Below are 15,755 nucleotides of genomic sequence, written 5' to 3' on the forward strand. Positions count from 1 at the left end.
CCTCGCAATCTTTCATTCGAAAGTAAAAATGATTACAAGTGATACTTTAAGTTAAAAATAAGTTAATGCAAGTTTAAAATGTTGCTGGCTGATTGGGCAGGGATCGGTAGGCCGGATAAGGCAAAGCCGTCATCCGGCAATATACGAGGGCGCAGGTTTACGCCTGGAAGGGACCGGTTTTGTCCAGCACGGCCTGAATAACATTTAACGCGCCGTGATGGTTGTTATCATCCGTTTGATAATCGGCAATCGATTTAATGCTCTCGGCCGCATTTTCCATCGCAAACGCGTATTTCACCAGCTTCAGCATCTCGGCATCGTTGCCGCTGTCGCCAATGGCTACGCATGCCTGCGGGGAGATATCCCAACGCTTGAGCAGACGGCTGATGCCGTTGGCTTTGTGAAGGCCAGGAATAATCAGATCGATAAAGCCAAAGCCGCTGGTGACCGGCTTCATCACACCGTCAAGGGCGATGCGCAGTTTATCAATCAGCACAGGAATCTGTTCATCGGGCAAGTTGAGCGAGAATTTAAACAGCTTATCGTCGATATCCGTATAACGGGCGACGCGCTTGAGGCGGTAGTAGTGCTTTGACATCAGCGCCACAAACTCATCGGGCGCGTTTTCGCTGACATACGCGCTTTCCAGACCGCAGGCCACAAAGTTGAGCGTTTTATCCTTCAGCAGCTCGCCAATCACGGTTTGCGATTCGTGATGGGTCAGTTCACCGTGGAAAAGCTGTTGCCCGTGCTCATACACCAGCGCGCCGTTTTCAGCGACGAAAGAGATGCGGTTCTGGATTTCCGGGAAGAAGGTGATGAGCTGGTAATACTGATTACCGCTGGCAACGACGAACTCAATGCCACGCTGTTGAAGCTGTTCAAACTGCGCCAGAAAACGGTCACGATCGTACTTTTTGGCGTCATTAAGAAAAGTTCCGTCCATATCGGTGACGATAACTTTAACGGTCATACTCAGTGCTCCTGATGTAACTGCGACCAGAAACATTCTAATTACAATGTGACCGAAACCACAAATTTATTTCATATGAAAGTATGAGGGCGTGGGTCAATGTGCTTGTTGTTGCAATTCCTCCACCGCCACGCCGGTTATCGCACTGACTTTTTCACGATCGAGGCCTTCTTTGAGCAACGTTTGTGCGATGCGTTGCGCGGCGATTCGCTGGCCTTCTTCACGACCTTTCTGCTCAAGCTGTTCCGCAATTGTCATCAGAGTCTCCCTGTGCTTTGGCGCTCGCTGCGCCAGTTTCTCCAGCAATGCGCTACAGTTCTCGGTATTGCCTTCCACGAACATATAGCTCACCAACGCTTTTAACTGCGTTTCCGTAGTGTATCCCAACAGCAAAAGGGTCACCAGTTGCTCAAGCAAACCTGAGAGGTCGCGCTGGCGAATATGTTTTTGTAGCAGCTCGAGCAGCGCCATTCTCCGGTGCTGCATGATGTCGTCATCCGGTGTGATAGTGATATCCACCAGCGGGAAGGCATTGTAGAAAACCTGGCGTGCCAGGTCGGGATCGTCAAACTCGTTAATCCAGTCCATTGAATGGGGATAGGGGCTTTCCTCGCCGTGATAAAACAGAATCGGAATGACCAGTGGAATAGTTTTATGGCCGATATCCAGATGACGTTGCATCGCCGCGATGGCGTAGCGCATCAGGCGAAAAGCCATATGATCGTCCGGCGAGCTTTGGTGTTCAATGATGACGTAAATATAGCCTGCACCGTTCCCGGTTTGCAGAGAGTAGAGCACATCGGAATAGCGCGAGCGCAGTTTTTCATCGAGAAAACTTTCGGGCTCGAGCTTAAGCGTATCGAGGTTGCAGTGGGGGCGTAAAAAGGGTGGCAGATGCGCTTCAAGAAAGTCGCGCGCGGTTTCACCGTGACGCAAAAACGTTTTGAAAATCGCATCATGAGGTGTAGCGGGAAATTTGGTTTTCATGGCTGTCCGTGCCGGTTGTTGAAGATGGGCGGACTGTAGCACTCGTGAAATGATATGTGTTTTTGGCGTGATTATCCTGCGAGGCGACTCGGAAAACGGCCCCGTAGGACGTAAAAAAGCCGGGTTTCCCCGGCTTGAAACATGGCCTGATAAGCGAAGCGCATCCGGCAAGGGCTTACAGCGTATGCTCCGTACGCGCGATGATATCGTCCTGCGCATCGGGTGACAGGGCAGTGAAGAATGCCGAGTACCCTGCCACGCGCACCACCAGGTCGCGGTACTGGTCCGGGTGTTTTTTTGCCTCCAGCAGCGTTTCGCGGGAGACGATGTTGTACTGAATATGCCAGCCTTTATGGACTTCAAAGAAGGTACGCAGCAGCATCATCAACTTCTGCTTATCGCTCTCGTTATCCAGCGTCGCCGGGTTCAGCTTCTGGTTCAGCAGCACACCGCCAAGGATTGCTGAGGTCGGCAGCTTGCCCACGGAGCTAATAACAGCGGTCGGCCCCAGATGGTCAGTTCCCGAGGCCGGGCTTGCGCCTTCCGCCAGTGGGGTTTTGGCTCTACGGCCATCCGGCGTTGCCATGGTTTGCGCGCCAAACGGCACGTTTGCCGAGATGGACGAGGTGCCCGCATAGTAATTGCCACCAATTGGGCCGCGGCCGTAGCGCGGGTTGTGATACTGTTTCAGTTCGTCAATATAGGTCTGGTAAGCGCGCGCTAGCAGGGTATCGACGCTATCGTCGTCATTGCCGTACTTCGGTGCGCCGTTGATCAGGCGTTGACGAAGCTGTTCATGCGTCAGGCCTTCGTAATCTTCTGCCAGCGCTTTTGCCAGTTCCTGCTGACCAATTACGCCCTGATCGAAGACCAGTTTTTTCACTGCCGCCAGGCTGTTGCCGAGGTTGGCGATACCGACCTGAAGCCCGGAAACCCAGTCATACTTCGCGCCGCCTTGCTTGATGCTTTTCGCCCGCTCGATGCAGTCATCAACCAGCGCCGAGCAGAGAATGTCATGGACGTTCTCTTCCAACATCGTATCAACGACGTACTCAATTTCGATCGACTTGCGAGTGTAGTAACGAATCTGCGTATCCCATGCCTCCAGCACTTCATCGAAGTGGCTGAAGTTACCGGCAGAGAGCGCTTTCTGCTGACCGAGGAATACCTGCTGGCTGGTGGCATCGCGCCCGCCTTCCATTGCTGCCAGCATCACGCGAGCGAAGTTGATAAAGCTCATGCCGGTGCAGCGATAGCCCCATTTGCCGCCGACGGCGGTTTCGATGCAGCCGATGGCGGCATAGTCATACGCGTCCTGCTTTTCAACGCCCAGCTTGATAAATTCCGGAATAACGATCTCATCGTTGTTAAACGCTGGCATGCCGAAGCCACAGCGAATCACCTGTACGCAGGCGTCGAGGAAGTCGTTGCTCATGCCTGCGTGGTAACGCACGCTCAGGTTCGGCTGGGTGGAGCGCAGGCGACCGCAGGATTCGAGAATAGCGTAAGAGAGTGGGTTCACCGCATCCTGTGCGTCGCCGTTGACCAGTTTCTGACCGCCAATGGTGACGTTCTGATACAGCGGGCTACCGGCAGAGGCTTTAGAGTGCGAGCCGGAGCGGATTTTGTTCACTTCCAGCAGCTTCAGCCAGCAGCAATGTAACAGTTCAATGGCATGCTCGCGGTCCAGCGTCTGTTCCAGCTCGACATCGCGACGATAGTACGGATAGAGATACTGGTCCATACGGGCGAAGGAAACCGAGTGGCCGTTGGACTCAATTTGCAGAATCAACTGTATGAAGTAGCACAGTTGCAGCGCCTGCCAGAAGGTTTTCGGCGGCTCATGCGCAATGACATCGCAGTTTTCCGCCATCGCCAGCAGTTCATCGCGACGGTTTTCGCGGGTCTCTTCTGCAGCCATCTTACGCGCCAGATCGGCGAAACGCGCGATGTGCAGGCTTACCGCGTCGAGAACGATATCAATCGCTTTCAGGAACTGCTCGCCGTGCAGATCCTCCAGCACGGTGAGGTTAATGCGCGTGCGGCGCTCGGCCACTTTGGCGCGCATACCGTCGAGGCCTTTTTCCAGCAGCAGCGGGAAGTTTACCGCCAGGTGCGCGTCGCCGGAGGTCATATTGCCTTCGGCTTTGATAATTCCGGTGGCCAGCAGGGCTTTTTGTTCATCGGTAAACATACCGTAGCAGCGATCCTGCACGGTCTGGCCGCGCCACCATGGGCACACTTCGTGCAGCACGCGTTTGTTCTCTTCGCTCACTGCGAAACCGGCACCTGGGCGATCCGCCAGGTCGTCAATCTCTTTCTCAATCCAGCTCACGGTATATTCCGGGAAGATGGGGGCGGCGCGTACTTCGCTGGCCTGGTTGCCGATGATCAGTTCGTCGTGCTTGATCCAGATGGTACGTTCCGCCAGGTGATGCGCCAGCGCCAGCGCGCGACGAACCGGAATCGGTTTATCCAGATGTTGCTGATAGGCTTCGGTGTAGTGGCGTGCACGTTCAGTACAGACCGGCGGCTTGACGATATTTACCAGCGCCAGTTTATGCGCTTTGATACGGTCGGTCAGTTTGTCGAGCGTCAGAGTGGTCATCAGATTATCCTCGTAGGGTCGCCGTTAAGCCTTTTTCGCGCGCATACTGCTGGGCAAAATCCAGCAATTCCGGGTCGTCGAGTGGCTTGTCGGGGGCATTGTAGGGTTGGCCAAGCAGCGAATATTTATTGATGCCCAGCGTGTGATACGGCAAAAAGTGAATCTCCTGCGCGCCCAGTTTGTCGGCAGCAAATTCGGTAATGGCTTTGATGGAATCAACATCCGCGTTAAAGCCCTGAATCAGCGGCACGCGAATGGTCATTTTTTTACCTGCCGCCGCAATACGTTGCAGATTATCGAGCACGCGTTTGGCGGACCCATCGGTCCAGGTTTTGAAGTGTGCGTCGTCAACGTGTTTCAGGTCGGCGAGAAAGAGATCGATATAGGGCAGCGCAGGTTCCAGATAACGCCACGGTACGTGCAGGCAGGTTTCCACCGCCGTGTGAATACCTTGCTGATGCGCATTCTTCAGCAACGCCAGCGCCAGTTCCGGGTTCATAAACGGCTCACCGCCGGAAAGCGTCAGCCCGCCGCCGCTGCGATCGTAAAACGGCTTATCGCGCAGAACCGTCGTCATAATGTCCTCGACGCTTTTCTCCTCACCGCACACGGTAAGCGCCTGGGTGGGGCAGCAATCGCTAAGCACGGCAAGATGCGTTTGATTAAGCTTCTCGCGATGGATAAGCAGACCATTCAGCGCGCGTTCAATTACCTCAGGCACCGCCTGATGGCAAAGGTCGCATCCTTCAAGGCACAGACGCGGATCGAACAACAGATCCTGCTCGCGGGAGCGGCTTTCCGGGTTCTGGCACCAGCGACAACCGAGTGAACATCCTTTCAGGAAAACAACGGTGCGGATGCCTGGGCCGTCATGGGTGGAATAGCGCTGAATATTGAAAATCATAGGTCGCCCTCATCTTTCGTATAAAGATTTAAATACTTTCGAATGAAAGTTATTTTGACGCAAATCAACCAAACGTGAGGTTTACCCGTGGTAGTGTTAAAGCATGCTCAATCTCACGGTTTAAGGAACGGTGATGGAACTCTATCTCGACACTTCTGATGTAGCGGCAGTTAAAAAGCTGGCGCGGATTTTTCCGCTGGCAGGTGTAACGACGAACCCAAGTATCGTCGCGGCTGGTAAACAAAGCCTCGACGTTTTACTGCCTGCGCTGTACGAGGCAATGGGCGGGAAAGGCCGTCTGTTTGCACAAGTAATGGCGACCACTGCCGACGGCATGGTGGCAGATGCCCATAAACTGCGGGCGATTATTCCTGATCTGGTGGTAAAAGTACCGGTCACGGCGGAAGGCCTGGCGGCAATTAAGCTGCTAAAAGAGGAAGGTATTCCAACTCTGGGCACCGCCGTTTATGGTGCGGCGCAGGGCTTATTGTCGGCGCTGGCGGGGGCGGAGTATGTCGCGCCTTATGTCAATCGTGTGGATGCGCAGGGCGGCAACGGTATTCAGACCGTGTGTGAATTGCAGGAACTGCTGACGCTGCATGCGCCACGTTCGAAAGTGCTGGCAGCGAGCTTTAAAACTCCGCGTCAGGCGCTGGATTGCCTGCTGGCGGGCTGTAAATCGATTACGTTGCCGCTGGATGTCGCACAGCAACTGATTAGCTACCCGGCAGTGGACGCTGCGGTGGCGAAATTCGAGCAGGACTGGCAAACAGCGTTTGGTCGTACTTCGCTGTAAAACTTATTTTTCCCGACAGCATCAGCTGTCGGGAAGGGTTTATGAAATCATCACATCCGAATCGGTAATAAGCCCGTCGACGCAGGCAGGGTGATTCGGCTGACCGCTTCACCCCGCCAGCATCTAAAATAGCTACCTTCTGCGTCCTGTGTGAGCTGGATATCGGTTATCGGGCAGGTTGCGTTAAAATCCCACACACAAACAAACTGCGCGTTTTTTTTCTGGCTGCGTAAAATCACGTAACTCAGGTCGCTAATTGCCGGATTGCCTGGCGCGTTACCTTGCCATATCTCCCCATCGCCCGCGAACCAAAGGGTGATTTCTCCCCGGGGATGGCGGAACTGACGCCGCTGAAAATCATTCAGCGGCGAAACCACGCCATTACGCAGGATGCTAAGCGGGCCGGTCGCCGCAAAGGTTGCCCGTTCCCCCTGACTATCTGTCGCCTGCGCATCCAGATGCAGCGTCCAGTCAAGCTGTTGCTCATGCGGATTCACCACATCAGAAATATCGAGCAGCGCATCCTCCACCCACAATACCCGGCGGCGGAACTGAATGTCTTTCCAGGCATCGACATCCCACTCCACGCGTGTGTGGCTGTTCAGCTGCGGCGCAGGTTCTCGCCAGTCGACGTGGCTGTCGAGCCAGAAATAATCGGCGCCCTGATGCCAGCCAGAAACCTGCGGCGTCGCGGGCGGTTGATTAGTTTGATTTACGCTGATCGTGTTATGCGTCGCACTATTTTTATAATACGCGTAATGCATCGCCGCGCCGTAGCCGGTGGTGCCGAGATCCGGCAGGATAGGGAAATGGTGATCCCAGATCATCACGCTCAAACGATCGTAATGATCGTGCTCGCCGCCATAGGGGGAGTGCTTGATCAGCACCGCCTGGCCGTTTTGCGGTTTACGCCACAGGCTTATGCCCGCGCCCGGCGCGTACAGGGAGGTTTCTGGAATCACCGACGTGGGGAACTCCGGCAGGGCATTATCACGCCAGAGCACGGTTTCCATATCCTGAGTCTCTTCGCCGAGGAAATGCAGCACCTGGGCGTAGCGCGGTTCGTGATACAAAAACCATGCGAATTCATAGACATCGCGATGGTGTAACGTCTCCTGTCCTGCGATGCAATCATTCAGGCGGGGGAAGGTGCCGTCGGGCATCAGCAGGGAAAGCGGAAAATCGAGCATCTGCCGATAGTAAGGAAGATGCCGCAGGCTCCAGTACGTGCCATACGCCATTTTTTCAAAGGCCATAAAACCTTGTAGCGCGTAGTAGTGATAATGCACCGACCCTTCGAACCATAAGCCTTCTTCCAGCAGGCCATGTTCGAGCTGCCAGCGAAGCCCGTAGGGCTGATTGACGGCAAAATCAAGTAGCGTATCGTCTTCAAGAATAAAGCCAATCACCGCAATTGCCGCATTAATCTTGACCTCATGGTTATGAATTTGCGGGCTGCGGTGGGCCATCAAAAACGTGGCGGCTTCGCGCAGCAGGCGCTGGCAAATTGCGTGCTGCTCAGACGGTGATAACGCATCGGCGATAAAATCGTAGCCCAGCGCCATGTCCAGTACACAGTTGGCTTCGCACAGGGTTTGCGCGTTCATCTTGCCAGGACCGTTGTGCGGAATATTGCCGTGTTCCTGATAGCCGGGATAGTACTCGGCGTAGCGGGTTAATATTTCCGCCGCTTTATCGGCATAGCGCCTTTCCCCGGTGAGTTGCCACAGCAGGCCCAACTGGTAACAGGCCTGTGCATTACGCCCATTCATCTCGCGCCACCACGCGCTGTCATAGGGTTCGCCGCTGAATATCTGGTTATCAATCGGGCAGCGATGCTGTGTCGGGGCGTGGCGATCCCATATCAGCCTTACGCCGTGTTCGGGGCAAAAGTAGTAGAGATTCCAGCTGGCAATTCCCGTCTCTGGCACTTGCGCAGGGGCGCTGATAACGGGGTTAAGCCCACGGATTAACGCTTCAACCTGGGAACCGCGTAAGGCGCGTTCGCGAATCGTATCCCAGCGATGAATAAATTGCTTCATGGTTTGCTTATCCTTTGCATTAATGCGCGAGCGGCAGCGGGCTGATGAGCGTGGTGATGTCGTCCGGGTATTTCGCCTGCAACCATCGTGCTTTCTGGGTAAAGGCCGCATCGTCAGGCCAGGCATGCGCGGCGGAAGAAACGTTGAACAGCGCCTTTTTATCATCCCATTTATCGATGTCTTTCCACGGCCATGCGGTTTTACCGCCGACGAACTGAGCAACGTAGGCATAGCCGTTACGCAGGCTGTGATCGTCGAGGGAAAAGTTCCAGATATCGACGCCCACTTTCTCGCCCAGACGCCCCAAACGGCTATAAGCTTCGAGATTAAAGTTGCTGTAGTGCCACGGGCGGGTGCGTTCGAGTTCGGCGGTCTGTCGGCCCTGAATATCAAAATGCCCGGCGATGCGGCGAAGTTGGGTGATTTGCAGTTGTTTTTTCGCTTCTTCCGGTTTTCCGCTAAACCAGGCGAATGTCGCTGCCTGCAAATCAAACCAGGAGCCATGGTTGTTATGCCAGTTCTGCTCATCAAAACCGTTCTGACTGGTCATCATCCAGTGCCAGAAATCGCCATACCACACCTGAAGTTTCTGATAATCGCTATCGGAAAGCTGATGTGTGCCATGCAGCAGTTCAATGGCATCCACGACGTCAACCAGTGCGCGGCTGTCGATGATGCCGATACCGCGGCCATTGTTAATGCCTGGAATCGCCTGCGCGTATTGCAGGTTAGCGTTCATTTTGGTTTGTGAGTTGAGGAACCAACTGTTGATTTGCGCCACGGCTTTTTCGGCATAGCGTTTATCCTGTGTGAAGTACCAGGCCAGCGTCAGCGTATAGACATCGTTGCTCATTTTGACCAGACGATTTTTATCTGTGGCGTCACTGTTCGCCGCCGGGTTGGTTTCGCCATCTTTGCGGATGTAAGGCAGGCCATCTTTTTTGTCTGGATCGGGCCACCAGTAGGGCGGGAAACTGTAATAGTCATGTTTATCACCGCTCACCGCAACCAGCGTTTTATCCATCACCGAAAAAAGTGGATGCTTAAGCGCGGCGTCGGCACGTTTCACCAGCGCATCACGAGCCTGGATAAACGCGGGGGATTTTGCCGTAATCTGCTGTTGACTGTATGCCAGGTCATCGGGTGAGAGAATAGCCGGTTTTAGCGGTGTGACTGCGTGCAATGAGGCGCTCATGCTCAGGGAGAGCATCGTCAGACATAATATTCCACTATATTTCACAACTTTCATATTTATACCCTTAGTTAATGTCTGGGTGTTTGCCGGAAAATATGTTCATGGCGTCACCGATTTGTTATGTGATGAGTAAAAAATAAAGATCCTGCAGTATTTAAATACCGCCTGAAACAATGTTCTGGATTTAATTTGTCGCAGTGTAAAAGAGCATGCGGGAAAAAATGTGATGCAGATCCAACCTGACGTCAGAACGTAAAAACGGGGATGAAATTGTGTTCTTCATCACAAAATATGACAGAAATCAAAAAAAGTGAAAAACATAAATAAAAAACATAATTTCACAACTCATTGAAAATAAAATACATTTTTTATTTGTATAAAATTTAACCGATTTTTAGTGTGATCAGAGACAAAGTTTTCAATTTCGAAACGCTATTTCTATTTTGCCCCGTTGTATTTGAAAAACGCATTCTATTAAATGAAGGTTAATATTGAATCGGTCTGATTTAACTGAATCGGTAATACCACGCTGCCCTACAAAAAAAGGATATGAAAATGTCTGGAAATAAAATTCGCTCGATACTTCTGTTAACAGCTTTAGGACTGGGATGTGGGCAAACCTTTGCCAGTACAACGCTGAATGTCTGGATTCGTGCGGGCAATGACTCAAAAAATATCTATAAAAATGAGGCGCAAGCCTTTGAGAAAAAAACGGGCGTCAAAATTGAGTACTTCAACGCCACGACGGATTTTGAACAACGTCTGGCACGTGCCGCGGCGGGGAATGCACTGCCTGATTTGATCTTCAACGACGCCACGGCGTTGGGGCAATTTATTCAGCTCGGCATTGTCGAGGAGATAAAACCTGAGTCGATTGCCGGCAGTCAGGATCTGTTCCCCACGGCATGGGAAAGTACCCGTTATGCGGACGGCAAATACTACGGTGTGCCAACTTCCGCGCAAACTTTTGCCCTGTTTGTAAGAAAAGACTGGCGCGAAAAACTCGGCCTGCCTCAGCCGAAAACCTGGGACGACATCTTAGCGCTGGCGAAAGCCTTTACCACGCAGGACCCGGATGGCAACGGTAAGCAGGATACCTACGGGTTTATCGTTCCGGGCTCAACCACGCGCGGTTACGCCAGTTGGTTTATGAGCAGCTTTATCTGGCAGGCAGGCGGCGACTATGTCGAGAAGAAAGGCGATAAATTTACCGCCACGCTGAATACGCCGGAAGTTGCGCAGGCAACGCAGTTTGTGCGTACGCTGCTGTGCGAAAAAGTGGCTCAACCGGGGGCGATTAACGCCACCACGGCAGATGTCATACCGTCTTTCCGGTCCGGTCAGTCCGGGATGTTCTTCACGGGACCGTATCACATTGCGTTGATGGATAAAGATCCCGGCAAAGATAAGTACGAAATCGTCAACATCCAGGGGCCAAAAACGGAAGCCACACTGGCGGAAGGCACCACGGTATTTCTGATGAAAAGCAGTAAGCAGAAGGAAGATGCGCGTAAATTCATCGAGTTTATGATCTCGAAAGAAGGGCAGGAGATCGGCATGGGTAAAGGCAGCAAAAACATTCCGGTTGTTCGCCTGCCGGTGAACAAAAACGTCAATGTTGAGCAGGTCTATCAGGACTCACGCTGGAATAACTTTGCCGTCCTCTATAACAGTCATGGTCGCTATGTTCCGCAGATCCCAAACTGGACGCCTGCACGTCAGGTCACGGCTGACGGCTTTAACCGCATTTTTGCCGATTGTTCAAGCGACATTCCTGAAGAACTGAATGCCATGAATGAAAAGCTTAATCAGGAACTGGCAAAGCAAAACGTGCTGGCTAATTGAGGTCCCGGTTAATGACACTACACGAAAGTAAAATGGTGACGCCTCAACGCAAAGAGGCCGAGGGCGTTCGCTGGTTGACGCCCGCTCGCAAGCGCGCGCTAATCCCGTGGATATTTCTCGCCCCGGCGCTGATCATTTTTACCTGGTTCAAATTCATCCCCATGATTCAGGGGCTGGTGATGAGTTTCTACAAGGTGAACTTTAATCAGCCCAATGAGTGGATCGGCGGCGCAAACTTCGCGCGCGCGTTTGCTGATGCGGAATTACATTCGGCGGTGGCGAATACCTTCCTGTACGTACTGGTCACCATGGTGGTGGCTGCTGTACTGGCTTTTTTCCTTGCGATGCTGCTCGAAGGTCCTGCGCGCCATTTGCGGTTCATTCGAACCGCTATCTTTTTGCCTGCGGTCACCAGTGCGGCAATCGTGGCAGAGATGTGGCGCATTCTGTTTAACCCCACGCCGAACGGCGTGGTGAACCATATCCTGAGCTGGTTTGGGGTGGCGGATCAGGGGTTCCTCGCCAGCAGTGACCAGGCGCTGTGGGTCATTATGCTGCTGCATATCTGGAAAGCGGTGCCGTACAACATGGTTATCTTTATCGCCGGTCTTGCGGGTATCAGCCGAGATTTATATGACGCGGCGAACGTGGACGGCGCGAACTGGTGGAATCGCCTGCGTTACGTCACGCTCCCGGGAATGATTCCGGCACTGTCCGTGGTGTTGATGTTGTCATTTATTCGTGGTTTCCGCGTGTTTGCCGAAGTCTACGCCACGACCGGCGGTGGGCCATCTAACGCCACCGAGATGATCATGACGCATATCTACAAGCTGGGCTTCGAGCAGTTCGATTACGGCTATGCCTCAGCCGTGTCGTTCCTGTTGTTTGCCTTTACCGTGGTGCTAACCATCTGCCACCTGACGTTGAAAAAACGCATTGCGCGTTACTAAGGAGACAACATGATAAGTAAACGTTGGGACACGGCAGGACGCTGGTGTATCTATCTGTTGTTGTTAATTGTCTTTGTAGGCCCGTTCTGGGGCATTGTCGCCACGGCATTCAGCGGTGCGCCAGTTAAACCCGGCGAACTGCTGGCCTGGCCAAAATCCTTCTCGCTGGAGAACTTTATCTTCGCCTGGCAGGATATCGGCGTCTGGCAGTATCTGCTGAACTCCATTCTGGTGGTATTTTTCGGCACCATATTGCAGGTTTCGGTGAGTGCGCTTGCCGCCTACGCGCTGGCGCGTAAGAAGTTTCGCGGTGTTGCGCTGGTGAGCCTGGTTATTCTTTCAACCATGATGTTACCGGAAGAGGTGATCGCCATTCCGTTGTACATGATCATCAACTGGCGCCTGCCGTTTATCGATGCTTCTCTCTATAACAGCTATCTCGGCATGATCCTGCCGGTTGTGGGCTGGGCGTTCTCTATCTTCGTGCTGACCGAGTTTATGTCGGCAATCCCGAAAGAGCTGGAAGAAGCCGCGCGCATTGATGGTGCGAACGAATGGCAGATCTTTTTCCACGTCATTTTGCCGCTGGTCAAACCGGCGCTGGGAACGGTGGTGACCTTCGGTTTCATCATGATTTGGGACCAGTATCTGCTGCCGCTGATTGTCATTAACCAGGACAGCCTGAACACCATTCCGGTGATTCTGGGGACGCTGCGTACCGATGAAAGCATCACGCCGAATATTTTCATCGCCATTACGCTGCTGGCCATGCTGCCAAGCATCATCGTTTACCTGGGTCTGCAAAAACATTTCAATCGCGGGATTATGTCCGGCGCAGTTAAAGGATAAGGAGTCTGTTATGGGATCGGTTGTACTGAATAATGTCCGTAAATCCTACGGCGACGCGCATGTGATCAAAAATGTCTCTTTGACGATTCCGGATGGCGAATTCTGCGTGCTGGTAGGGCCAAGCGGCTGCGGGAAGTCGACGCTGCTGCGCATGATTGCCGGGCTGGAGGAGATCTCCGAGGGCGATATCCATATTAATGAGCGCGTCGTTACCGATGTGGAACCGAAGCTTCGTGATATTGCGATGGTCTTCCAGAGCTACGCGCTGTATCCGCAAATGACGGTACGCGAAAACATGGGCTTTGCGCTAAAAATGGCGAAGCTGCCGAAAACGGAAATCAGTCAGAAGGTGGAAGAGGCGGCGGAATTATTAAACCTGACGCCGCTGCTGGAACGTCTGCCGAAAGATCTCTCTGGCGGTCAGCGCCAGCGCGTGGCCATGGGGCGCGCCATCGTGCGCAAGCCGCAGGTTTTCCTGTTCGATGAGCCGCTCTCTAACCTTGACGCCAAACTGCGTACTCAGGTGCGCGGCGAAATTCGTGAATTGCACCGTCGACTGAAAACCACCTCGGTGTACGTCACTCACGATCAAATCGAAGCAATGACCATGGGGCAGATGATTGTCGTGCTGCGCGATGGTCGCATCGAGCAGGCCGGGACGCCGCTGGAGCTTTACGACCGTCCGGCAAATCTGTTTGTTGCCGGGTTTATTGGTTCGCCTGAAATTAATCAGCTTAAGGGTGAGATTGTGCTGGATGGCGATATTGCTCAACTACGGCTGCGCGACGGTTCGCTGCTGCGTCTGCCAGACGACATCAATGTCACTCAGGGGCAGCAGGTGGTTTACGCCATTCGCCCGGAGCAGGTCAATGTCGTGGGCCAGTCCCAGGAGGATGCGCTGGGCGCGGTGATCACCGCCATTGAAAATACCGGTTCAGACATGCAGCTATTTTGCGACACTGGCGGCGGAGCCTTTACCTCAGTATTTAAGCAGCGCCTGGCGGTGAAAGAGGGCGAGAAAGTGTGGTTACAGCCGAAGCTTTCTGGCGTGCATTTGTTTGATGCCGCATCGGGCGAGCGTATTGCCAACAAAGGGGAGTAGCGCCGTGGCGATGAAACTCTACACGCTTGATGAAATCTGTCTGGAATATGCCCGGCTGGGGCTGAAACAACCGTTTTCACCGCTTCAACTGGCGTTGAGTCGCTTGATCAATGATGCCGACGCTTTAAAACGGATGCCGCCGGAAAGTGTGGTACATAAAAAACTGCGCCCGGCGAGCGGGAATGCTCACGATTATTACAGTCTGGGCACTTACTGGTGGCCGAATCCGCGCAGGCCCAACGGCTTACCCTATATCCGTCGCGACGGGCATACCAATCCGCAGTGCGAAAATAATGATACGGACACCACGCGTATTATCCGCATGTGTGAGCGCTGCCTGACACTAGGGCTAGCGTGGTATTTCAGCGGGCAAAAACAGTATGCTCAGGCGGCGGCGGTACAAATACGCTGCTGGTTCCTTGATAGTAATACACGAATGAACCCGCATCTGAACTACGGCCAGGCGATCCCCGGCGTGGTCTCCGGCAGAGGTACAGGGCTTATCGATACGCGCCTGCTGTGGATGGTAATCGATACTATCGGCCTGATTTCACCCGCAGGTGTTCTCGATACCGATGATATCATTGGCCTGCATCAGTGGTTCCGCGATTTTAACCACTGGATGTACTACAGCGATATCGGCCATTCAGAATATGTCTGGCACAACAATCATGGCACCTGGTACGACGTGCAACGGACGGTGAATGCGCTGTTTTACGGTGATAAAGGTCTGGCGGCGCGAATTATTGAGCAAGGATTCACCCAGCGAATGGCGGCGCAAATTGATCAGGATGGTAAACAGACCATGGAGCTGGAACGCACCATGCCTTTCCACTATTCCCTTTTTAATCTGGAAGCCCATTTATTATTAAATCGCTACGCCGAACATGTTGAAATCGATCGCTGGAATCATATTCGCGATGGGCGTGGAGTGAAAAAAGGCATCGATTATCTGGTGCCTTTTATCCGCGAACCTGATCTATGGCCATACAGTGATTTACAGGGCATTGTTTGGGATAGCGCCACCCGCGTATTACTACAAACATTGCGTGGCTATCATAAATATTCAGAGCAATATCGAGATTTATTAACGACCTTCCCACAGGAAACGATGAGTCTGAAAGAACAACTGATGTGGTGCCCACCTTTACGCAGAGTCTGACAGACCTATTTACAGGCTGGGTGCGGCGTTAACGCCACACCCAGCCTGTTGTTGTACGCCATTAAACGCTACGTTAATGCCCGGTTATTCCGGGCATTTTTGTATTTGTTATTCTTGGTGCTAATAATTATAAATAACTTTAAATTATATATTTTTTAATAAAAATAAAATCAAAACAATATTTCAATTTAACTTGATAATGATCTCGCTTTTATTCTCAAATTAATGACAGGGATATTTTTTATATTTACTATTTCTCCTGAAGTACAGGATGAATGTCTGCGGCATGTTTAATGAACTTATCATTAAGCAACAGGGAGCTATTACTTCTAAAAAATACTT

12 protein-coding genes are annotated in these 15,755 nt (G+C 52.6%); 6 read left to right on the plus strand and 6 right to left on the minus strand.

Annotation, left to right across the window (positions count from 1 at the left end):
- Positions 1-157: 157 nt before the first annotated feature.
- The 4 genes from F0Q32_RS00090 to F0Q32_RS00105 form a co-directional block, all read right to left on the minus strand.
- Positions 158-973, minus strand: coding sequence for a Cof-type HAD-IIB family hydrolase (locus F0Q32_RS00090; RefSeq protein WP_149461423.1), 816 nt, complete (start codon positions 971-973; stop codon positions 158-160).
- A 96-nt stretch (positions 974-1,069) separates the two neighbouring features.
- Positions 1,070-1,960, minus strand: coding sequence for an Rpn family recombination-promoting nuclease/putative transposase (locus F0Q32_RS00095; RefSeq protein ID WP_149461424.1), 891 nt, complete (start codon positions 1,958-1,960; stop codon positions 1,070-1,072).
- Between the two features lie 175 nt (positions 1,961-2,135).
- Complete coding sequence (locus F0Q32_RS00100; protein WP_149461425.1) at positions 2,136-4,568, minus strand: formate C-acetyltransferase/glycerol dehydratase family glycyl radical enzyme; 2,433 nt, start codon at positions 4,566-4,568, stop codon at positions 2,136-2,138.
- A 4-nt stretch (positions 4,569-4,572) separates the two neighbouring features.
- On the minus strand, positions 4,573-5,472 hold the full coding sequence (locus F0Q32_RS00105; protein WP_149461426.1) for a glycyl-radical enzyme activating protein: 900 nt from the start codon (positions 5,470-5,472) through the stop codon (positions 4,573-4,575).
- 133 nt (positions 5,473-5,605) lie between these two features.
- Between F0Q32_RS00105 and fsa the strand changes: the two genes are divergently transcribed.
- Entirely contained in the window at positions 5,606-6,268 is a 663-nt protein-coding gene (gene fsa / locus F0Q32_RS00110) for a fructose-6-phosphate aldolase (RefSeq protein WP_149461427.1), read from the plus strand.
- Positions 6,269-6,318: 50 nt separating this feature from the next.
- On the opposite strand, the gene F0Q32_RS00115 is transcribed toward fsa, so the two are convergent.
- Both F0Q32_RS00115 and F0Q32_RS00120 read right to left on the minus strand, forming a co-directional pair.
- Complete coding sequence (locus F0Q32_RS00115; protein ID WP_149461428.1) at positions 6,319-8,310, minus strand: heparinase II/III family protein; 1,992 nt, start codon at positions 8,308-8,310, stop codon at positions 6,319-6,321.
- 19 nt (positions 8,311-8,329) lie between these two features.
- Complete coding sequence (locus F0Q32_RS00120) at positions 8,330-9,559, minus strand: alginate lyase family protein (RefSeq protein ID WP_188016802.1); 1,230 nt, start codon at positions 9,557-9,559, stop codon at positions 8,330-8,332.
- Between the two features lie 495 nt (positions 9,560-10,054).
- Between F0Q32_RS00120 and F0Q32_RS00125 the strand changes: the two genes are divergently transcribed.
- Genes F0Q32_RS00125 through F0Q32_RS00145 form a run of 5 tightly spaced genes read left to right on the plus strand, consistent with a single transcriptional unit; the run spans position 10,055 to position 15,413 of the window.
- Positions 10,055-11,350, plus strand: a complete 1,296-nt coding sequence (locus F0Q32_RS00125) for a sugar ABC transporter substrate-binding protein (protein WP_370516859.1) — start codon at positions 10,055-10,057, stop codon at positions 11,348-11,350.
- 32 nt (positions 11,351-11,382) lie between these two features.
- On the plus strand, positions 11,383-12,300 hold the full coding sequence (locus F0Q32_RS00130) for a carbohydrate ABC transporter permease (protein WP_370516864.1): 918 nt from the start codon (positions 11,383-11,385) through the stop codon (positions 12,298-12,300).
- 9 nt (positions 12,301-12,309) lie between these two features.
- A complete protein-coding gene (locus tag F0Q32_RS00135) occupies positions 12,310-13,149 on the plus strand; it encodes a carbohydrate ABC transporter permease (protein ID WP_149461431.1) in 840 nt (279 codons plus the stop codon).
- A gap of 10 nt (positions 13,150-13,159) precedes the next feature.
- Complete coding sequence (locus F0Q32_RS00140) at positions 13,160-14,251, plus strand: ABC transporter ATP-binding protein (protein WP_149461432.1); 1,092 nt, start codon at positions 13,160-13,162, stop codon at positions 14,249-14,251.
- A gap of 10 nt (positions 14,252-14,261) precedes the next feature.
- Entirely contained in the window at positions 14,262-15,413 is a 1,152-nt protein-coding gene (locus F0Q32_RS00145) for an alginate lyase family protein (RefSeq protein ID WP_149461665.1), read from the plus strand.
- Positions 15,414-15,755 lie beyond the last annotated feature (342 nt).

The organism is Pseudocitrobacter sp. 73, assembly GCF_008369545.1.
GTDB lineage: Bacteria > Pseudomonadota > Gammaproteobacteria > Enterobacterales > Enterobacteriaceae > Pseudocitrobacter > Pseudocitrobacter vendiensis.

Coding starts and splice junctions, on each gene's coding strand:
- F0Q32_RS00140 (WP_149461432.1), top strand. CDS start 13,160: ATGGGATCGGTTGTACTGAATAATGTCCGTAAATCCTACGGCGACGCG.
- F0Q32_RS00095 (WP_149461424.1), bottom strand. CDS start 1,960: ATGAAAACCAAATTTCCCGCTACACCTCATGATGCGATTTTCAAAACG.
- F0Q32_RS00125 (WP_370516859.1), top strand. CDS start 10,055: ATGAAAATGTCTGGAAATAAAATTCGCTCGATACTTCTGTTAACAGCT.
- fsa (WP_149461427.1), top strand. CDS start 5,606: ATGGAACTCTATCTCGACACTTCTGATGTAGCGGCAGTTAAAAAGCTG.
- F0Q32_RS00135 (WP_149461431.1), top strand. CDS start 12,310: ATGATAAGTAAACGTTGGGACACGGCAGGACGCTGGTGTATCTATCTG.
- F0Q32_RS00105 (WP_149461426.1), bottom strand. CDS start 5,472: ATGATTTTCAATATTCAGCGCTATTCCACCCATGACGGCCCAGGCATC.
- F0Q32_RS00130 (WP_370516864.1), top strand. CDS start 11,383: ATGGTGACGCCTCAACGCAAAGAGGCCGAGGGCGTTCGCTGGTTGACG.
- F0Q32_RS00120 (WP_188016802.1), bottom strand. CDS start 9,559: ATGAAAGTTGTGAAATATAGTGGAATATTATGTCTGACGATGCTCTCC.
- F0Q32_RS00145 (WP_149461665.1), top strand. CDS start 14,262: ATGAAACTCTACACGCTTGATGAAATCTGTCTGGAATATGCCCGGCTG.
- F0Q32_RS00100 (WP_149461425.1), bottom strand. CDS start 4,568: ATGACCACTCTGACGCTCGACAAACTGACCGACCGTATCAAAGCGCAT.
- F0Q32_RS00090 (WP_149461423.1), bottom strand. CDS start 973: ATGACCGTTAAAGTTATCGTCACCGATATGGACGGAACTTTTCTTAAT.
- F0Q32_RS00115 (WP_149461428.1), bottom strand. CDS start 8,310: ATGAAGCAATTTATTCATCGCTGGGATACGATTCGCGAACGCGCCTTA.